This is a genomic window from Neisseria macacae ATCC 33926 (assembly GCF_022749495.1).
GTDB lineage: Bacteria > Pseudomonadota > Gammaproteobacteria > Burkholderiales > Neisseriaceae > Neisseria > Neisseria macacae.
Window position 1 is genome coordinate 2,636,145 of record NZ_CP094241.1, and the last position, 22,869, is coordinate 2,659,013.

15 protein-coding genes are annotated in these 22,869 nt (G+C 55.7%); 4 read left to right on the forward strand and 11 right to left on the reverse strand.

Translation table 11 applies throughout. The features are described from left to right. The first annotated feature begins 46 nt into the window (after positions 1–46). On the forward strand, positions 47–1,441 hold the full coding sequence (gene gltX / locus MON40_RS12575) for a glutamate--tRNA ligase (protein ID WP_003761051.1): 1,395 nt from the start codon (positions 47–49) through the stop codon (positions 1,439–1,441). A gap of 57 nt (positions 1,442–1,498) precedes the next feature. Here gltX and MON40_RS12580 read toward each other — a convergent pair whose 3' ends face one another. From MON40_RS12580 to MON40_RS12590, 3 genes are all read right to left on the reverse strand, one after another. Then, positions 1,499–2,449 carry a DUF2167 domain-containing protein gene (locus MON40_RS12580; RefSeq protein WP_003775956.1) on the reverse strand — a complete coding sequence of 317 codons (951 nt, stop codon included), beginning with the start codon at positions 2,447–2,449 and terminating at the stop codon, positions 1,499–1,501. A 332-nt stretch (positions 2,450–2,781) separates the two neighbouring features. Beyond that, positions 2,782–5,172, reverse strand: coding sequence for a DNA topoisomerase (ATP-hydrolyzing) subunit B (gene gyrB / locus MON40_RS12585; protein ID WP_003775954.1), 2,391 nt, complete (start codon positions 5,170–5,172; stop codon positions 2,782–2,784). Between the two features lie 203 nt (positions 5,173–5,375). Continuing rightward, positions 5,376–5,954 carry a UbiX family flavin prenyltransferase gene (locus MON40_RS12590; RefSeq protein WP_003775953.1) on the reverse strand — a complete coding sequence of 193 codons (579 nt, stop codon included), beginning with the start codon at positions 5,952–5,954 and terminating at the stop codon, positions 5,376–5,378. A gap of 159 nt (positions 5,955–6,113) precedes the next feature. Here MON40_RS12590 and MON40_RS12595 point away from each other — a divergent pair, with 159 nt between their 5' ends. Beyond that, positions 6,114–6,971 (forward strand): ParB/RepB/Spo0J family partition protein, encoded by an 858-nt coding sequence (locus MON40_RS12595; RefSeq protein ID WP_003775951.1) that lies wholly within the window; start codon positions 6,114–6,116, stop codon positions 6,969–6,971. A gap of 176 nt (positions 6,972–7,147) precedes the next feature. Here the strand turns inward: MON40_RS12595 and fabF are convergent, their stop codons facing one another. The 6 genes from fabF to MON40_RS12625 all read right to left on the reverse strand — a co-directional run bounded on the left by fabF (position 7,148) and on the right by MON40_RS12625 (position 15,249). Next, positions 7,148–8,395, reverse strand: a complete 1,248-nt coding sequence (gene fabF, locus MON40_RS12600) for a beta-ketoacyl-ACP synthase II (protein ID WP_003768942.1) — start codon at positions 8,393–8,395, stop codon at positions 7,148–7,150. A gap of 174 nt (positions 8,396–8,569) precedes the next feature. Then, positions 8,570–8,806 carry an acyl carrier protein gene (gene acpP, locus MON40_RS12605; protein WP_003742600.1) on the reverse strand — a complete coding sequence of 79 codons (237 nt, stop codon included), beginning with the start codon at positions 8,804–8,806 and terminating at the stop codon, positions 8,570–8,572. A gap of 236 nt (positions 8,807–9,042) precedes the next feature. Then, positions 9,043–9,408, reverse strand: a complete 366-nt coding sequence (locus tag MON40_RS12610; protein ID WP_039862687.1) for a cupin domain-containing protein — start codon at positions 9,406–9,408, stop codon at positions 9,043–9,045. 1,554 nt (positions 9,409–10,962) lie between these two features. Then, positions 10,963–13,143, reverse strand: coding sequence for a TonB-dependent iron piracy receptor TdfF (gene tdfF, locus MON40_RS12615; protein ID WP_003775942.1), 2,181 nt, complete (start codon positions 13,141–13,143; stop codon positions 10,963–10,965). 109 nt (positions 13,144–13,252) lie between these two features. Continuing rightward, positions 13,253–13,576, reverse strand: coding sequence for a cupin domain-containing protein (locus MON40_RS12620; RefSeq protein WP_003775941.1), 324 nt, complete (start codon positions 13,574–13,576; stop codon positions 13,253–13,255). A gap of 701 nt (positions 13,577–14,277) precedes the next feature. Beyond that, positions 14,278–15,249: a siderophore ABC transporter substrate-binding protein gene (locus tag MON40_RS12625; protein ID WP_003775939.1), complete on the reverse strand. Its 972-nt coding sequence runs from the start codon at positions 15,247–15,249 to the stop codon at positions 14,278–14,280. 236 nt (positions 15,250–15,485) lie between these two features. Between MON40_RS12625 and MON40_RS12630 the strand changes: the two genes are divergently transcribed. Then, positions 15,486–16,442, forward strand: coding sequence for a helix-turn-helix transcriptional regulator (locus MON40_RS12630; RefSeq protein ID WP_003775936.1), 957 nt, complete (start codon positions 15,486–15,488; stop codon positions 16,440–16,442). Positions 16,443–16,554: 112 nt separating this feature from the next. Here the strand turns inward: MON40_RS12630 and MON40_RS12635 are convergent, their stop codons facing one another. Beyond that, the gene (locus MON40_RS12635; protein ID WP_003775934.1) at positions 16,555–18,570 is read right to left on the reverse strand and encodes a prolyl oligopeptidase family serine peptidase; all 2,016 of its coding nucleotides are present in this window, start codon (positions 18,568–18,570) and stop codon (positions 16,555–16,557) included. 130 nt (positions 18,571–18,700) lie between these two features. Next, positions 18,701–19,834: a molecular chaperone DnaJ gene (dnaJ, locus tag MON40_RS12640; protein ID WP_003775932.1), complete on the reverse strand. Its 1,134-nt coding sequence runs from the start codon at positions 19,832–19,834 to the stop codon at positions 18,701–18,703. 200 nt (positions 19,835–20,034) lie between these two features. Here dnaJ and leuS point away from each other — a divergent pair, with 200 nt between their 5' ends. Then, positions 20,035–22,845: a leucine--tRNA ligase gene (leuS, locus tag MON40_RS12645; RefSeq protein ID WP_039862826.1), complete on the forward strand. Its 2,811-nt coding sequence runs from the start codon at positions 20,035–20,037 to the stop codon at positions 22,843–22,845. The last annotated feature ends 24 nt before the right edge of the window (positions 22,846–22,869 follow it).

Below are 22,869 nucleotides of genomic sequence, written 5' to 3' on the forward strand. Positions count from 1 at the left end.
GTCTAAAAACAGTAAAATACCCGTTTTAAAAGATTCTGGAGCCATCATGACCGTCAAAACCCGTTTCGCCCCCAGCCCCACCGGCTACCTGCACATCGGCGGCGTGCGCACCGCCTTGTTTTCATGGGCGTTTGCCCGCCATCACAAAGGCGAGTTCTTATTGCGTATCGAAGACACCGACTTGGCGCGTTCTACCGCCGAATCCGTCAACATCATCCTCGACGGCATGAAATGGGTCGGTCTCGATTACGACAACGCCGACAACGTCGTGTACCAAACCCGCCGTTTCGACCGCTATAAAGAAGTCATCGCCGAACTCTTGGAAAAAGGCGCCGCCTACTACTGCTATTGCAGCAAAGAAGAGCTGGAGGCCATGCGCGAGAAAGCCGAAAAAGAAGGCACGGCGACTTACGACCGCCGCTGGCGTCCCGAAGCAGGCAAAACCCTGCCCGAAATCCCTGCCGACGTGCAACCCGTCGTCCGCTTCAAAACGCCTTTAGACGGCGTTACCAAGTGGACGGATTTGGTCAAAGGCGAAATCTCCATTCCCAACGAAGCACTCGACGACCTGATTATCGCCCGCGCCGACGGTACGCCGACCTACAACTTCTGCGTCGTCGTGGACGACTACGACATGGGCGTTACCCACGTTATCCGCGGCGACGACCATGTGAACAACACCCCAAAACAAATCAACATCTTAAAAGCCATCGGCGCGAACCTGCCCGAATACGGCCACCTGCCCATGATTCTCAACGAACAAGGCAAAAAAATCTCCAAACGCAGCGGCGATACCGTCGCCATTACCGATTTCGGCGCGATGGGCATCCTGCCCGAAGCCATGCTCAACTATCTGGCGCGTTTGGGCTGGGCGCACGGCGACGACGAATTTTTCACGATGGAACAATTCATCGAATGGTTTGATTTGAAAGACGTTTCCCCGTCTCCAAGCCGCATGGACTTGAAAAAGCTCTACTGGATAAACGGCGAACACATCAAAATCACGCCCAACGAGAAACTTGCCGAACTCGTCAAACCCCGCCTCGCCCTGCGCGACATTTACGACACGGCAAAACCCGCGTTGGAAGACGTGTTGGCATTGGTCAAAGACCGCGCACAAGACCTGAACACCCTCGCCGACGAGTGCCTCTACTTCTACGTCAAACAAACGCCCGCCGAAGCGGACGTGCAGAAACATTGGGACGACGAAGCCGCCGCCCGTATGCTGCGCTTCGCCGAACGCCTCGAAGGGCTGGAAGACTGGAACGCCGAAGCCATCCACGACCTGTTCAAACCCTTCTGCGACGAAGAAGGCATCAAAATGGGCAAACTCGGCATGCCCCTGCGCCTCGCCGTCTGCGGCACGGCGAAAACCCCCAGCGTCGATGCCGTGTTGGCATTAATCGGTAAGGAAGAAGTGTTGAAACGGATTCGTTCTTAAAACGTTGAAAAGGTCGTCTGAAAATTTTCAGACGACCTTTTTTAGTTTCGCAGAAACTTATTCTTCGCTTTGATTTTTATCTTTTTTGCGCCATAAGCCTTTAAACAGCGCGCCTGCCCCAATCACGCCGACAGCAATCAATTTGCCGAATTTGGCGAGCAATGCGCCTGCAAGAGCCAACAAGCCCAGTTTTTTCGCAGCCAATCCGCCGACTAAGGCAGCCAATCCGTATTCCGCCACTTTGTCGGTCGCGGCATTGAAATCGCTGTAACGCTTGCCTTCGTTGAATTCGATATTGCCCAATAATTCCCGTGCGATAGGTTTGTATTGGTCTACGCTGTTCAAATCGGTGACCATGGTCAGTTGGATAAAGCCTTCGCGGCCGAGCTGGTAAGTGTTGTAGTTGATGGCAGGATTTTGGTCGGGTTTGTTTTTCTCCCAAACGTCAATCGACCAAATCAGGCGATGGGTAGCCGCATCATATTGCGGTTTTTCCACCCAGCCGCGCGTTTCCAATTCAGGCAGGTTGCGGGCGGCACGTTCTTTGTTTTGCTCCTCAGAACCTTCTTTCAGCTGCTTGAGCATGCCTTCGACATCCCATTCTTTGGCATCGTCGTCTTTGATGTAACCTGAATCATTGAAATTCAAATCGACCCACCAAGGGGCTGCGCTGTCTTTATTTTTTTGCTCCGGAATAATCAGCCCGTAGCGGTCGGGATTTGTGCCATTACCCCATTCTTCCATCAAGCTATTGGCGGCATCTTTTTTAATAAAGACCATTTTGGCGGGCAGTTTCAGTTTTGCCTGGTTGCCCAAGTCGATAACTGCCGGGCCGGTGATTGTTTGTTTGGCGATCTCGTCCTCTGAAACAGTTGAAGCATTTTTCGAGTTTGGCGCAGATGCTTCGACGGCTGAAGCAGTATCCGGTTTGGCGGCATACGCAGGCAAGGTTTGGAGGGATAACAAGGCTGCCAAAACAGCGCAGGCAAGACGGTTGCTTTTCATCATGGGGTTTCCATAAAAATGAGTTAAAAAATGCGGACAGCCGAAACACCATACGCTCCAGCGTGACCCAAGAAGGAAGTTTGCAATAATAAAACTACATTTGCATATTAATATGCCTATGATTTGAAAAAAATGCGGATAAAATTTCCGATTGGTCGCAATTTGTTACCCAAAGGTACAGACAGTGGCGTTTTATAGTGGATTATCAGGGCAACAAACCACATGATTCAAATATTTCATGTGGCATGACGCCGCAACGTTCCCACCAATCAAAAAGGTCGTCTGAAAACCGGAAATCCCCATTTTCAGACGACCTTTTCATGCTTCACCCCCTATCAAGCGTCGATATTTTGCGCAATCAAGGCATTGTTTTCGATGAAGGCGCGGCGCGGTTCGACTTCGTCGCCCATCAGGGTAACGAACACTTCGTCGGCGGCGATGGCGTCTTCGATGCGCACTTTCAACAAACGGCGCACGGCGGGGTCCATCGTGGTTTCCCAAAGCTGCTCGGGGTTCATCTCGCCCAATCCTTTGTATCGCTGGATGGACATGCCTTTTTGGGCGTTTTGGAGCAGGATGTTCAGCGCGGTTTCAAAGCTGTCCACGTCGTACTCGTTCTCGCCTTTATAAAGCTTGGCACCCTCGCCGACCAAGCCTTTGAGCGCGGCGGCGGTTTGGGTGAGGGTTTGGTAGGCTTTGCTGTTGAGGAACTTGGGTTCGATGTAGCTGACCATGACGTTGCCGTGCAGCTTGCGGGTGATTTTGATGAAGCGGTTGCTTTCGTGGCCTTCGATGCGTTCGAGGGCGACTTCTTTTTCGTCGAGCAAGCCGGAAAGTTCGGTAACGGCTTTATCGGCGTTTTCAGACGACGTCAAATCAATGGGCGACGCGTGCAGCATGGCGCGCAGGACGAGTTCGTCCACGAAGCGGCTTTCCTGTTCGATAACGGTTTTCGCCAACAGGAATTGTTTGGCGGTATCGGCAAGTTCTGCGCCTTCGATGGTGCGGCCGTCTGAAACGATTTTGGCTTTTTCCAAGGCAAGGCCGAGCAGCCATTGGTCTTTTTCAAGCTCATCTTTGAGGTAACGCTCCTGCTTGCCGTATTTGGCTTTGTAGAGCGGCGGCTGGGCGATGTAGATGTAGCCGCGTTCGACCAGTTCGGGCATTTGGCGGTAGAAGAAGGTCAGGAGCAGGGTACGGATGTGCGCGCCGTCCACGTCGGCATCGGTCATGATGATGATGCGGTGGTAACGCAGTTTTTCGGGGTTGAACTCTTCTTTGCCGATGCCTGCGCCCAGCGCGGTAATCAGGGTGGCGACCTCTTGGCTGGCGAGCATTTTTTCAAAACGGGCTTTTTCGACGTTCAGGATTTTGCCTTTGAGCGGCAAAATGGCTTGGAATTTACGGTCGCGGCCTTGTTTGGCAGAACCGCCGGCGGAATCGCCCTCGACCAGATAAAGCTCTGACAAGGCAGGGTCTTTTTCTTGGCAGTCGGCGAGTTTGCCGGGCAGCCCCAAGCCGTCCATCACGCCTTTGCGGCGGGTAATTTCGCGGGCTTTGCGGGCGGCTTCGCGCGCGCGCGCGGCATCAACGATTTTGCTGGTGATGATTTTGGCTTCGTTCGGATTTTCTTCGAGGAAGTCGGTCAGGGCTTGGTTGATGACTTCGTTGACGACGGGGCCGATTTCGCTGGAAACCAGTTTGTCTTTGGTTTGCGACGAGAATTTGGGGTCGGGCAGTTTGACGGACAACACGCAGGTCAAACCTTCGCGCATATCGTCGCCGGCGGTTTCAACTTTGGCTTTTTTGGCGACTTCGTTGGCTTCAATGTAGCTGTTGATGGTGCGCGTCATCACTTGGCGCAATGCGGTTAAGTGCGTACCGCCGTCGCGCTGCGGGATGTTGTTGGTGAAGCACTGCACGCTTTCCTGATAGCTGTCGTTCCACTGCATCGCACATTCGACGCTCATGCCGTCTTTTTCACCGAACGCGTAGAAGATTTTTTCGTGCAACGGCGTTTTTTTGCGGTTCATGTATTGCACGAAACCTGCCACGCCGCCGGAAAGGGCGAAGCTTTCGTGTTTGCCGTCGCGCTCGTCAATCAATTCGATGTCCACGCCGTTGTTCAGGAAGGAAAGTTCGCGGATGCGTTTGGCGAGGATGTCGAAGCTGTATTCGACGTTGCCGAAGGTTTCCGCGCTGGCGAGGAAGCGCACGGTCGTGCCTTTTTTGTCGGAATCGCCGACAACTTTCAACGGCTCTTCGGTTTCGCCGCGCACGAAGCGGACGAAGTGTTCCTTGCCGTCGCGGTAGATGGTCAGCGTTACCCAATCGGACAGTGCGTTGACGACGGACACGCCCACGCCGTGCAGGCCGCCGGAGATTTTGTAGCTGTTGTTGTCGAACTTGCCGCCCGCGTGCAATACGGTCATGATGACTTCGGCGGCGGAGCGTCCTTCTTTCGGGTGGATGCCGGTGGGCATACCGCGCCCGTTGTCGGCCACGCTGACGGAATTGTCGGCATGGATGGTTACGGTGATTTTGTCGCAATGTCCCGCCAGTGCTTCGTCGATGGCGTTGTCCAATACTTCGAACACCATGTGGTGCAGGCCGCTGCCGTCCTGCGTGTCGCCGATATACATACCGGGGCGTTTGCGTACCGCTTCCAAGCCTTCCAGCACTTGTATGCTGTCGGCGCCGTATTCTTCGTGTTTTTGGTCAGTCATGGTCTTTATCTGTAAGATTTTTTTAAAAGAATTTCTGCTGAGGTCGTCTGAACGACAGTTGGGCGCGCCACCCGGACGGTCAAGCTGTCCGACGGACGGAAATAGACCGCCATTATACCTGATTCTGCTGGAAAATTCAGCAGCTTAGCACGTTTGCGGCGAGCTTCGGGACGGCAAATTGCCGTTATCAAACTGCATCGTCTTCAGTCTGCTTCGGTTTGTCCGCCGTTCCATCTGGGCACGCCCTCGGTCTCGATGCCGAACATGTCCAAAGCATGTGCCACACTGTGGGTAATGATGTCGTCAATGGTTTGCGGCTGCTGATACATGGCAGGGATGGGCGGGAAAATAATGCCGCCCATTTCGGTCACTCGGCGCATGTTTTCAATATGGGCAAGGTTTAACGGCGCTTCACGCACCATCAACACCAACCGCCGGCGTTCTTTCAAAACCACATCGGCAGCGCGGGTCAAAAGATTGTCGCCGAATCCGTGTGCGACGGATGCCAGCGTCCGCATGGAGCAAGGCGCAATCAACATCCCGTCTGTTTTAAACGAGCCGCTGGCAATGCGTTCGCCGATGTGGTTGACGGAATACACGACATCGGCGAGCGCATAGACTTCTTCTTTGGTGTAGCCCGTTTCCAAAGCGCGTGTCATTTCCGCACCTTTGGAAACCACCAAATGCGTTTCGACGTCGTGTGCGCGCAAAAGCTGTAAGGCTTTGACTCCATATTGGAAACCGCTGGCACCGCTGATGCCGATAATCAGGCGTCGGGTCATAAATAATCTTTCTGTGGGTCGTCTGAAAAATAACCGAGGGGGTTCATTATAGTAAAAATCGCCACTTGGAATAACACAGCAATACAAATTGTCGGCGCTTGTGAATATCCGATAGAATACTGTTTTTTCATCCTTAGGGTCGTCTGAAAGGGACACGATATGGCAAAAGCAAAAGGCGGTTTGGGCCGCGGTTTAGATTCCCTGATTTCCAACGGCGTGGACAACAGCAGCAGCGACCGCCTGACTACCGTCGCCATCAACGACATCCAACCCGGCCGCTATCAGGCGCGGGTACAGATGGACGACGAAGCCTTGCAGGAGCTGGCGGATTCGATTAAGGCGCAAGGCGTTATCCAGCCGGTCATCGTGCGCGAACACGGCCTTTCCCAATATGAACTGATCGCCGGCGAACGCCGCTGGCGCGCATCCCAACTCGCCGGACTGACCGAGATTCCGGTCGTCATCAAAACCATCAGCGACGAAACTGCGCTGGCAATGGGTTTGATTGAAAACCTGCAACGCGAAAACTTAAACCCGATTGAAGAAGCGCAAGGTTTGAAACGCCTCGCCGACGAGTTCGGACTGACTCATGAAACCATCGCCAAGGCGGTCGGCAAAAGCCGCAGCGCCATTTCCAACAGCCTGCGCCTGTTGAGCCTGCCCGAGCCGGTCCAAGAAATGCTCTACCACCGCCATCTTGAAATGGGACACGCCCGCGCCCTGCTGACCCTGCCCGTGGTCGAGCAGCTTGAATTGGCGCAAAAAGCGGTGAAAAACGGTTGGTCGGTACGCGAAGTCGAACGCCGCAGCCAAGCCGCCCATCAGGCAAAACAGGAAATCAAAAAAACCATCAGCCCCGATATACGTCGTCTGAACGACGTTTTGACCGAAAGACTGGGTGTTAACGCCGAAGTCAAAACCACCAATCACAAAAAAGGCAAAATCGTCCTCCACTTCGATACGCCGGAAACATTTGAATATCTGCTGAAACAGTTGGGTATCGATTATCAGGCATAAGACGAAAATCAGATATCGATAAAAGCCTTTTCAACCACTTTCCAAGCCGGATTTTGCATGATGCGAAATTCGGTTTTTTCAATGCAGACCAACGTTTAACATGATAAAAAAGGTCGTCTGAAAACCCTTGTTTCAGGTTTTCAGACGACCTTTTGTCTTGTTTCAAACCGCTTCAATCAGTCTTTGAAACGTTTGAACACCAGTGTACCGTTGGTACCGCCGAAGCCGAAGGAATTGGAGATGGCAACGTCGATTTTCGCGTCGCGCGCTTCGTTGGCGCAGTAGTCCAAATCGCAGCCCGCTTCGATGTCTTGTTCGAAGATGTTGATGGTTGGCGGGGATTTTTGCTCGTGTACTGCCAACACGCTGTACAACGCTTCCACGCCGCCTGCCGCGCCGAGCAAGTGGCCGGTCATGGATTTGGTGGAGTTGACAATAACTTTACGGGCATGGTCGCCCAGCGCGCGTTTGAGCGCTTTGGTTTCGTTGGCATCGCCCAACGGAGTGGATGTACCGTGTGCGTTGACGTAATCGACGTCTTCGGGATTCAGTCCGGCATCTTTCAACGCGCGGGTAACCGCCAATGCAGGGCCTTCTTCGTTCGGAGCGGTGATGTGGTAGGCATCGGAACTCATGCCGAAGCCGACGATTTCGGCGTAGATTTTCGCGCCGCGTTTTTTGGCGTGTTCCAATTCTTCCAACACCAGCACGCCCGCGCCTTCGCCGATAACGAAGCCGTCGCGGCCTTTGTCCCACGGACGGGAAGCGGTGGCGGGATCGTCGTTGCGGGTGGAAAGGGCTTTCATCGCAGCAAAGCCGCCGACGCCCAAAGTGCTGATCGCGCCTTCGGCACCGCCTGCAATCATCACGTCCGCGTCGCCGTATTTGATCAGTCGGGCGGAGTCGCCGATGGAGTGCGCGCCGGTGGTACAGGCGGAAACCATGCCGTAGCTGGGGCCGCGGTAGCCTTTGAGGATGGTAACGTGACCCGCAATCAGGTTGATCAACGAACCGGGGATAAAGAAAGGATTGATTTTACGCGCGCCGCCTTCGATAACGGCTTTACCGGTGGCTTCGATGCTGGGCAGACCGCCGATGCCGGAGCCGATGTTCACGCCGACACGGTCTTTGTCGAGGCTTTCCAATTCGTCCAAACCGGCATCGCTGATGGCTTGCAGCGCGGCGGCGATGCCGTAGTGGATGAACACGTCCATGCGGCGGGCTTCTTTCGCGCTGATGTATTGACCGATGTCGAAATCGCGCACTTCGCCGGCGATTTGGCTGTTGATGTCGGATGCGTCAAAGCGGGTAATCCGGCCGATGCCGCTTTTGCCTGCGAGCAGGTTGCTCCATGCGGTGGCGACGTCGTTGCCGACCGGTGATACTTGGCCGAGGCCTGTGATGACTACTCTTCTCTGACTCATGATAATCTCGCTGTTGGTTTTCGGTGGGATGCGGCAAGATGCCGTCTGAAAATGATAATAGCGGTTCGGAATCGGATTCCGGGCGGCTATTATAACGGATTTTTCCCCACATATATAAGGTAACAGCCTCTATTGCGCTAACGCAGCAGAGGCTGGGGTGTTTGGTGCGGCCGATTAGCCGTTGTGGGCGTTGATGTAGTCGATAGCCAGTTGTACGGTAGTGATTTTCTCGGCTTCTTCATCGGGGATTTCGCAACCGAAAGCTTCTTCCAAAGCCATAACCAATTCTACGGTGTCCAAAGAATCTGCGCCCAGGTCGTCTTGGAAGGAAGATTCGTTTTTGACTTCGGCTTCGTTTACGCCCAGTTGTTCAGCAACAATTTTCTTAACTTGTTGTTCGATGTTTGACATATCAGTCGTTCCTTTTGCCTTGCGGCGGGTTGTTTAAGAGAAATAAATTTGTCGGTATTGTACCGAGTTCGGATAGAGTTTTCCATCTAAGTCTGCATTCTAACACAGATTATTCTGGGAAAACCTGTTGTTGTGCATATTAGCATAGCCTGATTTTAACCTACAAGCGGGAATTTGTTTTTGTTTGTCGTCAGACGGTTAGTATTTTTTGCCACCCACCCCGGCTTTTACGGATGTCATTTTCCGTTCCGACCGTTCTCTGTGTCCTTCACCAGCACAATCACCAATTCGCTGTCGTCGGTGGTTTTGATGGCGACATATTCGCTGCCGTCCGCCTTCAGGACGCTGCCCTGCCGCAATTCCTGCCTTTTTCCGCTGTCAAACAAAAATACCGAGCGGCCTTTGGTTTGGGTAACCAGCAGGGTGTGGCCGGGGTGGTTGTGGCGGGGGATTTCCTTGCCTTTGGGCAGGGTTTCACGGATGACGGTGTAGTTGGCGCCTTCAAAGACTTTGCCCGTGCTTTGGGCGATTTCGGCGGCAGGCGCGGCTGCGGCGGAGAGACCGATGAGGATGGCGAAAAGTTGGGTTTTGATGTTTTTCATGATGGTTTTCCTTTGGTTGCAGACAAAATTTATGGCGGACTAAAATCGCAATGATATGGCGTTGCCAACGCCCTTATGTATTCTAGCTGTACACAGCAGGCATTACCGTCTTGTCTCTTATTTTAATCCACTATATGTTTCGGGTGGTTTGGGTCGTCTGAAAGCGGAATATGGCCGCGTTATTTGTTTTCGTAACCGGTTTGATTAGACTCCGTGCGGCGGTTTTCGTTTCGTTCCGAATGCAAGCCTGCGGCTTACTGCCCTCTCCCTAACCCTCTCCCACGGAGAGAGGGGACGGGTTGCCGTAGCCTCGCTGTTTGCCGCATAAACTCGAGTGCGGACTGCCATCGGTCTGAATCTTTGATTCAGCCGCTCGATGCGTGTGCCTGTGGTGCTTCAAAAGGTCGTCTGAAAACGGAGCTTCAACGAAGTGAAAATTTGCCTGAACCCTAAAAGCAGCCTGCAACCCAATCCCCTCTCCCCGTGGGAGAGGGCTAGGGAGAGGGCGGCAAACCAAAGGTTTGCTTGGGCGGTATTTTCAACGTGCAGGCTGCTTTTCGATTTTTTGCAGCTTCGGTTTCAGCTTCGCAGAAACTCTACTTCCTTCAGAAGCTCCGTTTTCAGACGACCTTTCAGTTTTCAGCGCACAGGCTTTGTGAAAGCGTTATCGGCTTTGATGCAAGCCTGCGACTTACTGCCCTCTCCCTAACCCTCTCCCACGGGGAGAGGGGACGGGTTGCCGTAGCCTTGCTGTTTACCGCATAAACTCGGGTGCGGACTGCCATCGGTCTGAATCTTTGATTTAGCCGCTCGATGCGTGTGCCTGTGGTACTCCACGAGGTCGTCTGAAAATGGAGCTTCAACGAAGTGAAAATTTGCCTGAACCTTAAAAGCAGCCTGCAACCCAACCCCCTCTCCCCGCGGGAGAGGGCCAGGGAGAGGGCAGCAAACCAAAGGTTTGCTTGGGCGGTATTTCCAACGTGCAGGCTGCTTTTTGCTTCTTTTGCAGCTTCGGTTTTAGCTTCACAGAAACCCCGCTTCCTTCAGAAGCTCCGTTTTCAGACGACCTTTCAGTTTTCAGCGCACAGGCTTTGTGAAAGCGTTATCGGCTTTGATGCAAGCCTGCGGCTTCACTGCCCTAACCCTCTCCCACGGGGAGAGGGTTAGGGTTGCCGCAGCTTCGCTGTTTACCACATAAACTCGGGTGCGGACTGCCATCGGTCTGAATCTTTGATTCTGCCGCTCAATGCGTGTGCCTATGGTGTTCCAAAAGGTCGTCTGAAAACGAGGTTTCCGAAGGAAGTCAAGTTTCTGCGAAGTTAAAACGAAGTTTTAACGAAGTGAAAAGCAGCCTGCACGTTGGAAATACCGTCCAAGCAAACCTGCAGTTTGCCGCCCTCTCCCTGTCCCTCTCCCACGGGGAGAGGGGATTGGGTTGCAGGCTGCTTTTAAGGTTCAGGCAATTTTTAACTCTTGTTGAAGCTGTACTTTCAAAAGTTGCACTTTAGCTTCGCAGAAACTCCGTTTCCGTCGGAAACTCCGTTTCAGACGACCTTATTTAAACCGATAGGTAAACGCTGCGTTCACTGTCCGCAGTGCGCCGTAGCTGTGGCGGTCGGGCTGGGTGCGGTAGTGTTTGTTGAACAGGTTGTCCACGTTCAGCGACAGTTCGGCATGCGGATTGAAGCGGTAACGCGCCATGATGTCAGCGACGGCGTAGGCTTTTTGGCGGCTGTTGGCGGCGGCGCGGACTTTGGCGGCGGGATTGGGGATGCGGAGCGTGGCAGGGTCGGTGTGGGTTTCGCTCTGCCAGCGCACGCCTGCGCCGATGGTCCAGCCGCTGGGGGCTTCGGGGGTGAAGTGGTAGGCGGTGAAGAGTTTGAAGCTGCGTTCGGGCACGCTGTCGGGGTTCAGGCGGCTGCCATCTTGGTCGCGGGTTTTGCTTTGGCTGTAGCCTGCCTGTATCTGCCATTCGGGCGTGATGCGGCCGCCGACTTCAATTTCCCAGCCGTGGGTTTTGGCTTGGTTGGCGGCGCGGTAGTAGGTGTTGCCGCTCGGGTCGCGTCCCGCTGCGGTGGCGAGGTTGTTTTTACGGGCGCGGTACACGGCGGCGGATGCGTTCAGACGGCCTTCAAGCCATTCGCCTTTGATGCCGGCTTCCAGATTGTTGCCGGTTACGGGTTTCAGGTAGCTGCCGTGTTCGTCTTTTTGCGATTGTGGGACGAACAGGCTGCTGTACGAGCCGTAAAGCGACAGATTGTCGGTCAGGTCGAACACGATGCCTGTGTAGGGGGTGAAACGGTTGGTGCGGATGGTGGGCGTGCCGCCGGTATGGCTGTCGTAGCTGCCGCCGGTGCGGTAACGGGTGTATCGTCCGCCCAAAATCAGCGAAAGGTTGTCGGCGGCGCGGAAGCGGGTGGCGAGATAGCCGCCGATTTGCCGCCTGGTGCCGTATTGCGGGATGGTTTGGGCAAACGATGATGGCTGCGGGTAGGCGCCCGTGCGGGAAAATTCGTAGGCGTTGGGGATGGCGTTGGGGATGATGCTGCGTTCGCCGTATTTGTTGCTGGCGTATTTGTAGCCGTTGATACCCGCGATTAAATCGTGTTCGCGGCCGAACAGGCGGTATTTGCCGGTCAATGACACGCTGGCGCTGTGGGTGCGCGGGTCGGCGTGCCAATAACCGGGAATCAGGTCGGTGGCGGCGGTGCTGTGGTCGATGGAAAGCACGCCTGCCACGCCGTAGGGCTGGCGGAAGCGGCTGCGGGTGTAGTCGTATTCGGCTTTGAGTTTCCAGTCTTGGTTGAAGCGGTGTTCGATGCCGGCGAACAGGTTGAGCGCACGGTGGCGGCTGTTCGACCAATTTGTGGCGGGGTTGTCTTTCGGACCGAAGGCGGTGGCATAACCTTGGCTGTCATACACGGCGTAGCTGAGCGGCGCGTCGGCGGTTTCTTTCGCCTGCTGGTAGTCCATGCCTGCGTGGACGCGGGTTTGCGGTGCGATGTCGTATTCCAAAATGCCGTAGAGTTCGGCATCGCGGCTGCGTTCGCGCTGCCGCCACGAGTCGCCGCGTCCGAAGGTGGAAACCAGGCGGCCGCGCAGCGTGCCTTCGGCGTTCAGGCTGCCCGATACGTCCGCGCCCAGCCCGAAATGTTTGCGGTTGCCCGCTTCGGCGCGGACTTCAAACAATGGCTTGCGGGTCGGGCGTTTGCGCACCAGATTGACGGTGGCGGAAGGCTCGCCCGTGCCGTCCAGCAGCCCTGCCACGCCGCGCACGACTTCCACGCGCTCATAGGCGGCGGTGTTGGCATTGCCCGTATCGGCCAGCGCGTCGGCAACGGGGATGCCGTTGATTTGGTAGTTGGCGATGCGGCTGCCGCGCGCGAACAGGTAGTTGTAGCCCGCGCGGTCGGAGCCGTAAATCTGGCGGCTGGTACCGGTCGCCTGCAATAGGGCGTGGTCGAGCGTTTTGATGTTTTGGTCGCGCATTTGTTGCGATGTGATGACGCTGACGCTCTGCGGGATTTCGCGCAGGGTCATGGGCAGCCCGAGCGGGGTGTGCGTGCCGGAAACGGTGTAGCCGTCGTTGGAACTCGCGGTGCGGTCGGCGGTAACGGTGATGGTCGGCAATTCGGTGCTTTCCTGCGGTTTGGGGTCGTCTGAAACAGAAACATCGGCCTGCGCGTACACGGGCAGCAGGGCGGCAAACAGCAGGGAATATTTGAAGCGTGTCATGGGATTTCCTTTGTGTGTTGGTGTGCGGTGGGGTTGTGCTTTCGGCATATTGAAGGTGCAGGCTGCTTTTAGCTTCGCAAAAACTCAGCTCCCTTCGGAAACTTCGTTTTCAGACGGCCTCGGACGGGTCGGGCAGCTCAATCAGCACCACCGAGCAGCCGTTTTCCGAACGCGGGCGGTGCGACACCAACTTTGGCACGACCGCCATCTCGCCTTCGCGTATCGTCATGCTGCCGCCGTCGGCGAAGTCCACCGCCATGTCGCCCTCCACAGCAAACAGCACTTTGTCGCTGTATCCGTGCGTATGCCAGCCGTAATCGCCCAAAAGTTTGACCAGGCGGAATTGGAACCCGTGGCGGTTGATGATTTCGGGCTGCCAGTATTCTTTGATGGCGGCAAGGCACTGTTTCAGGTTGATGGTTTCGTTTTGCATGGGGTTCTCCTATGGGTTGGGTGGTTTACGATGCGGTTTGTCATTTTGGCTTCGTTGCAGGCTGCTTTCAGTGGGCGGGGTTGTAACGGAAGCGTTATCGGCTTTGATGTAAGCCTGCGGCTTACTGCCCTCTCCCTAACCCTCTCCCACGGGGAGAAGGGACGGGTTGCCGCAGCCTCGCTGTTTGCCGCATAAACTCGGGTGCGGACTGCCATTGGTCTGAATCTTTGACTCAGCCGCTCAATGCGTGTGCCTATGGTGTTCCAAAAGGTCGTCTGAAAACGAGGTTTCCGAAGGAAGTCGAGTTTCTGCGAAGCTAAAGTACAGCTTCAACAAGCGTTAAAAATTGCCTGAACCTTAAAAGCAGCCTGCAACCCCATCCCCTCTCCCCGTGGGAGAGGGCTAGGGAGAGGGCAGCAAACCGAAGGTTTGCTTGGGTGGCATTTTCAACGTGCAGGCTGCTTTTCACTTCGTTGAAACCGCGCTTTAGCTTCAACAAGAGTTAAAATTTGCCTGAACCTTAAAAGCAGCCTGCAACCCCATCCCCTCTCCCCGTGGGAGAGGGTTAGGGAGAGGGCGGCAAACCGTAGGTTTGCTTGGGTGGCATTTTCAACGTGCAGGCTGCTTTTCACTTCGTTGAAACCACGATTTAGCTTCGCAGAAACTCCGCTTTCTTCGGAAGCTCCGTTTTCAGACGACCCCTATTCTTTCCCCGCTGCAACGGGTTCGGCCTTTTCAAACGCCGCCTTCAACTGCTCCGCCGCCTGAATCAACTGCCGCGCGCCGCCCGCGACAATGTAGTTCGCGGCAGGCATGACGATGATTTGCTTGCGCTTCCAAGCGTTCGTGCCGCGTACCAGCGCGTTATCCAACACTTCGACAGCCGCCGGCCCTTCCTGTCCGATGGCGGCGGTACGGTCGATGATGAAAATCCAGTCGGGGTTTTTCTCTTTGATGTATTCGAAGGAAACAGGCTGTCCGTGCCCCTCGTTGCGTAAAGATTCATCCACGGGCGGCAGGCCGATGTCGCCGTGTATCCAGCTTGCCAACCGCGACTGTGTGCCGAAGGCGGACACCTTGTTGCCCGTAACCGACAGCACCAGCCCGCGCCCTTTGCCTTTGGCGGCTTCGCGCGTTTGGGCGAACAGCGCGTCAATCTGCGCCTTCAATTCCGCCGCGCGCGCTTCTTTGCCGAAAATCCGCGCCAGGGTTTCCATCTGCTTCTCGCCGCTGGTGCGGATATTGCCGTTGTCCACCGTCAGGTCTATGGTGGTCGCGTTTTTCGCCAACTGTTCATACGCTTCCGCGCCCGGCCCGCCGGTAATGACAAGCTGCGGATTGTAGCGGTGCAGGGCTTCGTAATCAGGCTCAAACAGCGTCCCCACCGTTGCCGCCTTGTCAAATGCAGGCTGCAAATAATCCACGCGCACCGGCGCGGTGGTTGCGCCCACGTTCACGCCCAATTCGGTCAGCGTATCCAATGCCGCCCAGTCGTACACGGCGACGCGTTCGGGATTCTTCGGCACAACGGCATCGCCCCGCGCGGTCGGCACGGTCAGTGTGGTGGCAGATGTGGCTTGGGATGCGGCGGATACAGTTTTTTCGGCGGCAGGTTCGGGCGAACAGGCGGACAGCAGCACGGCGCAGGCTGCAAGGCAAAAACTCGGTTTCACGGTGTGCGGTTCCTTTGTTGTGCGAATAGGAATGTTTATTATTAAATAAATAATTCGCAGAAACCATGCTGCCGAACGCAAAATTCCCGAAACGGCAAAACAAATTCCCGAAACGGGAAAGGTCGTCTGAAACACGCTTTCAGACGACCTTTCCCGTTTCAACCAATCCCTGCGCTTGATTATTAGCAATAATTCCTATTTAATCCACTTATCAGACAACCCATTCCCATCCGACCATGAACACCGCCGCCATCTACCGCCAGTACCAAACCTATGTCCGCTCCGATAAATCCGGCTGGGCGCTGGACGGCTGCTCCGACAGCGCGCTCATGGCGCAGGCAAAACAGCCCGGTTTGCATCTGGAAATGTGCATCAACCGCTTCGACTCAGGCATCACCCTGTCGCGGATGCGCGGCAGTGGAACGGGTGCGTTTCCCACCGAAATCCACAATTTCAGCCACAACTGCGCCCTGTTCGTCATGGTGTCGGGGCAGAACCGGTTACAAATGGGCGGCAGGGAATACCGCCCGTCTGCCGGCGAAATCTGGCTGGTGCGCGGCGAGTTGGCGGACGTATCCGAAACCCTGCTGCCCGACAACGGCGGCATGTGCGCGCTGCATTTGGATTTTTCGCTGGAAAAACTACGCCGCTGGCACGACGAAGGCTTGCTGGACGAACGCCTGTTTTCGCCGCAAACGATAGGCCGATTCGCCCTGCAACGGCTGGCGCAAAACGCGGCGGCACTGACGGCGGCGGCCTGCCCACTGCTGCAACGCCCGTTCGAATCGGACGGCTTCGGCCTGCTCGCCGACGAAGCCGCCGCGCTGGAACTCTCCGCCCGATTATTGCGCTTCACCTTCCGCCGCCACGACAACGGCTACCGCCGCCGGCGCATAGACGAAGCCGCCGACATCCTGCAAAACGAATTCGCCCGCCCGCTGACCATCGCCGAAATCGCCCGCCGCGTCGGATTGAACGAATGCTACCTGAAACGCTATTTCAAAGCGCAAACCGGCGAAACCGTCGCCGGACGCCTGCGCCGCCTGCGGCTGGAACACGCGCTCGCCCTCATCGAATCCGGCAGCACCGTCCAAGCCGCCATGCACTTTTGCGGCTACCGACACGCGGGACGGTTCAACGAAGCATTCAGGCGGCATTACGGATTTTTGCCTTCGGATGCGAAGAAGTGCTGATGGGGCCGGCGGCATAGATATTTTGATTTGAAACAACCATTAAAAAAGGTCGTCTGAAAAAGCAGTTTCAGACGACCTTTTTTCATTCGCGGCAGCAGTGTCGCTCCCGCCCTTACTCCAAAAATTCTTTCAAAAACAGCAACACGCAGGCGAGTTCGTCGGCGGATTCGCGTTGCGTGCCGTTGCCGGTATGGCCGCCGCCGTCGGGAGCGTAGAGCCACGATTGTGCGGAGGTTTCGCGCAATTTGGCGTAGAACTTGAGCGCGTGGGCGGGATGGACGCGGTCGTCGCTGAGGCTGGTGGTAATAAGCGCGGGCGGGTATGGCACGTCGTCTGAAAGATTGTGATACGGCGACAATTCGCCCAGCCAGCGTTTGCAGACTTCGTATTTCTGCGGGTTGCCGTATTCGTCCGTCCAGCTTGCGCCGGCGGAGAGCAGCGGATAGCGGATCATGTCGGTCAGCGGCACTTCGCACACCAGCGCGCCTATGCTTTGCGGTTCGCGCACGAAGGCGGCGGCGGTAATCAGGCCGCCGTTGCTGCCGCCCTGCAAACCGATGTGTTTGGGCGAACTCATGCCGCGTTCGGACAAATCGCGCACGACGGCAAGCAAATCATCGACGCTTTTGTGTTTGCTGATTCCCTGCGCCGCCTGATGCCAGCGCGGGCCGAACTCGCCGCCGCCGCGTATGTTCGCCAACACGAAGGCGTTGCCCTCTTCCAGCCAGTATTTGCCGATGCTGCCCAGATAATGCGGCAGCTCGGGTACGCCGAAACCGCCGTAGGCATAAACCAGCGTCGGCGTGTCAGGCGCGGCGTTTTTGCCAACGTGGAAATAAGGGATGCGCTCGCCGTCGGACGAAGCCGCCCAAAACTGCCGCACTTCGATGCCGTCTGAAACAAACTGCTGCGGCTGGCGGCGCATGACGGTCAGTTCCATCACGTTCAAATCCAGCGCAAACAGCGTCAGCGGCGTGGTGAAATCGCTGGTGGCAAGGTAAACCACATCGCCGCCCCAAGGCTGGTCGGTCATTTCCAACGCGCCCGAAGGCAGGCGCGGCAGTTCAGCCTCCTGCCATTTGCCGTCGGCAAACCGCCACGCTTTCAGACGACCCTGTACGTTTTCCAGCAGGCTCGCCACCACAAAACGTTTGGTCGTTTCCACGCTTTCCAATGCCTGCGTTTCATCGGGCGCAAACAAAAGCTGCGCCGCCCCGAGTTCGCCCCGATTCAGCTTCACCGCCACCAGCGCGCCGCTCGGATAGCTTCGGTTCGCGCGGTGCCAGTCCTTGCGCAGCGTCAGCAAAAGATGCCCCGCCAGATAGCCGACCACGTCGCAATCGGCGGGCAGGTTCAACGGTTTCGCCTCGCCTTCGGACGACACCTGCAAATACGTCTTGGTGTAAAAACCGTCCGACGCTTCAATCAAATCAATCGGCGAACCCTGCGGATCAAGGTAACGCCACGCGTTCACCATCATCCCGTCTTCGCCGATTTGATACACAGGCAGGCTTTCCTCGAAACTCTTGCCGCGCTCCACCAGCCATACCTCGCGCGGATAGCCCGATTCGGTCAACTGCCGCTCGTCCCAAGCCGGACACACCCACACGCTGTTTTCATCGCGCCACGACACATGGTTTTTCCCCGCCGGAAAATGAAAGCCGCCCTCGACCAACTCGCCCGCCTCCAAATCCACTTCCAGCGTATAAGCCGTATCGCCGCCCGACTTGCTTAAAGTTAACAGCGCGCGGTTGGGCTGCTCCACCAAGTGCGACACCCCGCCCAAATACACATCATCGCCGAGCAGCTCGTCGAAATCCGCCACCGAAAACAGGATTTTCCACTCGGGATAGCCCGAACGGTAGGTCGCCGCCGTACACACGCGGTACACGCCCTTCGGATACTCCGCGTCCTGATGGAAATGGTACATCCGCGCGCGGTGTTCCTGACAAAACGGAATCTGCCGCGTGTCCTGCATCTGCGCCAAAATCCCGTCCGACAGCGCGCGCGCTTTATCGTTTTCCAAAAAACGCGCGCGCGTTTCGGCATGTGCTTCAGCGGCAAAGTTTTGCGTTTCGGGGGCGTCGAGGTTTTCGAAATGGAGATAGGAATCGGGGTAGGATTTCATAGAAGGGAGGTCGTCTGAAAATAACGAAAGCGGGAATTATAACGGGAAAGCCTTGCAGACAGATGAAAAGGTCGTCTGAAAGCCGACGATATCAGCTTTCAGACGACCTTTTACTGTTTTCAAACCCGAATCAGTCAAACAGTTCGCCCACTTTGTCCCAGAACGATTTTTTGCGCGGGGTTTGGCTGCGGTCGAGGCCGGTGGAGATTTTTTCGAACTCTTCCAGCAACTCTTTCTGGCGGTCGGTCAGGTTGACCGGCGTTTCCACCACAACGTGGCAGTACAAATCGCCCGTCGCGCTGGAGCGCAGGGATTTGATGCCTTTGCCTTTAACGCGCATACGGCGGCCGGTTTGCGTTTCTTTCGGGATGCTCAGTTTGACTTTGCCGTCCAAGGTCGGGACTTCGACTTCGCCGCCCAAGGCTGCGACGGCGAAGCTGATGGGCAGCTCGCAATGTAAATCCAAGCCGTTGCGCTCGAAGATTTTGTGTTCTTTGACGCGGACGTTGACGTACAAATCGCCTGCGGGCGCGCCGTGCGTACCCGGTTCGCCTTCGCCGCTCAAGCGGATGCGTTGACCGTCGTCGATGCCGGCGGGAATGTTGACTTCAACGGTTTTGCTGGTTTTGGTGCGGCCTTCGCCACGGCATTTGACGCACGGATCTTTGATTTCCTTGCCTGTGCCGTGGCAGGTCGGACAAGTCTGCTGCATTTGGAAAATGGCTTGGCGGACGTGTACCGTACCGGAGCCGTGACAGGTCGAACAAGTCGATGCGGACGTGCCGGGTTTTGCGCCGCTGCCGTGGCAGACATCGCATTCTTCGTAGGTCGGGATGTTGATGCGTTTTTTGATGCCTTTGGCGGCATCTTCCAACGTGATTTCGACGCCGACCTGCAAATCCGCGCCTTGATAGTTTTGCTGACGGCCACCGCCACCTCCGCCGAACATTTGGCTGAAGATGTCGGAAAAATCGAAGCCCTGCGCGCCGCCGAATCCGCCAAAACCGCCGAATCCGCCTGCGCCGCCGCCCATACCCTGCTCAAACGCGGCATGGCCGTATTGGTCGTACATGGCGCGTTTTTCTTTGTCGGACAAGGTGTCGTAGGCTTTTTGAACTTCTTTAAATTTCTCTTCCGCTTCTTTATTGTCGGGATTGCGGTCGGGGTGGTATTTCATCGCCAGCTTGCGGTAGGCTTTTTTGATTTCGTCGTCGCTCGCACCGCGCGCCACGCCGAGTGTTGCATAAAAATCTTGGTTGCTCATGATAGTGATGGTTGTTGATATGTGTAAAAACTAGGCTGGATATATGGGTGGGGCTGCAAAAACTCAAGAGTCTGAATGCGAGGTCGTCTGAAAAATACCGTTCTGTTTTCAGACGACCTTTGTCAAACCGACCTAACGACAACCTGCTATAATCCATCCTTTATTTTTCCTAACGTTTTCAAGCGAAAAACAGAATGACCATGCAAGAACATTACCAGCCCGCCGCCATCGAGCCTGCGGCGCAGAAAAAATGGGACGACGCCCGTATTTTCAACGTCTCCGAAGACGCTTCCAAACCCAAATACTACTGCCTCTCCATGTTTCCCTACCCCAGCGGCAAGCTGCACATGGGGCATGTGCGCAACTACACCATCGGCGACGTATTAAGCCGCTTCAAACGCTTAAACGGCTTCAACGTCATGCAGCCTATGGGTTGGGACGCGTTCGGTATGCCTGCGGAAAACGCGGCGATGAAAAACAACGTCGCCCCCGCCGCTTGGACCTACGACAACATCGAATACATGAAAACCCAGCTCAAAAGCCTGGGTTTTGCGATTGACTGGGAGCGCGAAGTCGCTACCTGCAAACCCGAATACTACCGCTGGGAACAATGGCTGTTTACCAAGCTGTTTGAAAAAGGCATCGTGTACCGCAAAAACGGCACGGTAAACTGGGACCCGGTCGACCAAACCGTTCTTGCCAACGAGCAAGTCATCGACGGACGCGGCTGGCGTTCGGGCGCGTTGATCGAAAAACGCGAAATCCCGATGTATTACTTCAAAATCACGGATTACGCCGAAGAGCTGCTCAACGATTTGGATAAGCTGGAACACTGGCCGGAACAAGTCAAAACCATGCAGCGCAACTGGATCGGCAAATCACGCGGTATGACCGTGCGCTTTGCCGTTTCAGACGACAGCAAGCAAGGCTTGGAAGGCGATTACGCAAAATTTCTGCAAGTTTATACCACCCGTCCCGACACGTTGATGGGCGCGACTTATGTCGCCGTTGCCGCCGAGCATCCGCTGGCAACCGCCGCAGCCGCCGACAAACCCGAATTGCAGGCATTTATCGCCGAATGCAAAGCCGGTTCGGTTGCCGAAGCCGATATGGCGACGATGGAGAAAAAAGGCGTGCCGACCGGCCGCTACGTCGTCAACCCGCTCAACGGCGACAAGCTGGAAGTGTGGATTGCCAACTATGTATTGTGGGGCTACGGCGACGGCGCAGTGATGGCGGTGCCGGCGCACGACGAACGCGATTTCGAGTTCGCGTGCAAATATGGTTTGCCGATTAAATGGGTTGTCAGCAATAAAGTGATTGATGGCGCGGTAGCACGATTACAAAAAATTGCGGCTAAAAATAACTTACCGTTTGATATTGAATATATTTTTGATTATTCAAAGAATCCAACGCAACGTTTTGCAGATAGAGTATTAGAACAAGTCAATAAGGCAGGCCTTGACGATGAACCGTATTTGAGTGAAATCTTCGGGGCATTGGAAACCATCAGATTAAATTGGAATATGCAGTTCCAAAACAATGAAGATAACTTCCTAGTAAACAGCAACGAATTCAACGGCATGAATTTTCAGACGGCCTTTGACGCCATCGCCGCCAAACTGCAAAGCCAAGACGCGGGCGAACCGAAAACCCAATACCGCCTGCGCGACTGGGGCATTTCGCGCCAACGCTACTGGGGCTGCCCGATTCCCATCGTCCATTGCGAAAAATGTGGCGACGTACCCGTCCCAGCCGACCAACTGCCCGTCGTTTTGCCTGAAAACGTCGTACCCGACGGCATGGGTTCGCCTTTGGCAAAAATGCCCGAATTTTACGAAACCACCTGCCCATGCTGCGGCGAGGCGGCGAAACGCGAAACCGACACCATGGACACCTTCATGGAATCGAGCTGGTATTTCTTCCGTTACATGTCGCCCAAGTTCGCAGAAGGCATGGTATCGACTGAAGCCGCGAAATACTGGGGCGCGGTCGACCAATACATCGGCGGTATCGAACATGCGATTCTGCACCTCTTATACGCGCGCTTCTTCACCAAACTGATGCGCGACGAAGGCTTGGTCAGCGTGGACGAACCGTTCGAACGCCTGCTCACGCAAGGCATGGTTGTCTGCGAAACCTACTACCGCGAAAACGACAAAGGCGGCAAAGACTGGATCAACCCCGCCGATGTCGAGCTGACCTTTGACGACAAAGGCCGCCCCGTTTCCGCCGTCCTCAAAGCCGACGGACTGCCCGTCGTCATCAGCGGCACGGAAAAAATGTCCAAGTCCAAAAATAACGGCGTCGATCCGCAAGAACTGATTAACGCCTACGGCGCGGACACCGCCCGTCTGTTCATGATGTTCGCCGCACCGCCCGAACAGTCCCTCGAATGGAGCGACAGCGGCGTCGAAGGCGCGCACCGCTTCCTGCGCCGCCTGTGGCGCACCGTTTACGAATACCTGAAACAAGGCGGCGCGGTCAAAGCGTTTGCAGGCAACCAAGACGGTTTGTCCAAAGAACTCAAAGACCTGCGCCACAAACTGCACGCCACCACCGCCAAAGTCAGCGACGACTACGGCCGCCGCCAGCAGTTCAACACCGCCATCGCCGCCGTGATGGAACTGCTCAACCAATACGACAAAACCGACACCGGCAGCGAACAAGGCCGCGCCGTCGCCCAAGAAGTATTGGAAACCGCCGTACGCCTGTTGTGGCCCATCGTGCCGCACATTTGCGAAACCCTGTGGAGCGAATTGAACGGCGCTAAACTGTGGAAAGCAGGCTGGCCGACAGTCGATGAAGCCGCCTTGGTCAAATCCGAAATCGAAGTCATGGTTCAAGTCAACGGCAAACTGCGCGGCAAAATCACCGTCGCCGCCGACGCATCCAAAGCCGACCTCGAATCCGCCGCACTCGCCACCGAAGGCGCGGTGAAATTCATGGAAGGCAAACCTGCGAAGAAAATCATCGTCGTACCGGGCAGACTGGTGAACATCGTAGTGTAAAGCCGATCGGCATTGATTGCTGTA

Coding starts and splice junctions, on each gene's coding strand:
- gltX (WP_003761051.1), top strand. CDS start 47: ATGACCGTCAAAACCCGTTTCGCCCCCAGCCCCACCGGCTACCTGCAC.
- MON40_RS12580 (WP_003775956.1), bottom strand. CDS start 2,449: ATGATGAAAAGCAACCGTCTTGCCTGCGCTGTTTTGGCAGCCTTGTTA.
- gyrB (WP_003775954.1), bottom strand. CDS start 5,172: ATGACTGACCAAAAACACGAAGAATACGGCGCCGACAGCATACAAGTG.
- MON40_RS12590 (WP_003775953.1), bottom strand. CDS start 5,954: ATGACCCGACGCCTGATTATCGGCATCAGCGGTGCCAGCGGTTTCCAA.
- MON40_RS12595 (WP_003775951.1), top strand. CDS start 6,114: ATGGCAAAAGCAAAAGGCGGTTTGGGCCGCGGTTTAGATTCCCTGATT.
- fabF (WP_003768942.1), bottom strand. CDS start 8,395: ATGAGTCAGAGAAGAGTAGTCATCACAGGCCTCGGCCAAGTATCACCG.
- acpP (WP_003742600.1), bottom strand. CDS start 8,806: ATGTCAAACATCGAACAACAAGTTAAGAAAATTGTTGCTGAACAACTG.
- MON40_RS12610 (WP_039862687.1), bottom strand. CDS start 9,408: ATGAAAAACATCAAAACCCAACTTTTCGCCATCCTCATCGGTCTCTCC.
- tdfF (WP_003775942.1), bottom strand. CDS start 13,143: ATGACACGCTTCAAATATTCCCTGCTGTTTGCCGCCCTGCTGCCCGTG.
- MON40_RS12620 (WP_003775941.1), bottom strand. CDS start 13,576: ATGCAAAACGAAACCATCAACCTGAAACAGTGCCTTGCCGCCATCAAA.
- MON40_RS12630 (WP_003775936.1), top strand. CDS start 15,486: ATGAACACCGCCGCCATCTACCGCCAGTACCAAACCTATGTCCGCTCC.
- MON40_RS12635 (WP_003775934.1), bottom strand. CDS start 18,570: ATGAAATCCTACCCCGATTCCTATCTCCATTTCGAAAACCTCGACGCC.
- dnaJ (WP_003775932.1), bottom strand. CDS start 19,834: ATGAGCAACCAAGATTTTTATGCAACACTCGGCGTGGCGCGCGGTGCG.
- leuS (WP_039862826.1), top strand. CDS start 20,035: ATGCAAGAACATTACCAGCCCGCCGCCATCGAGCCTGCGGCGCAGAAA.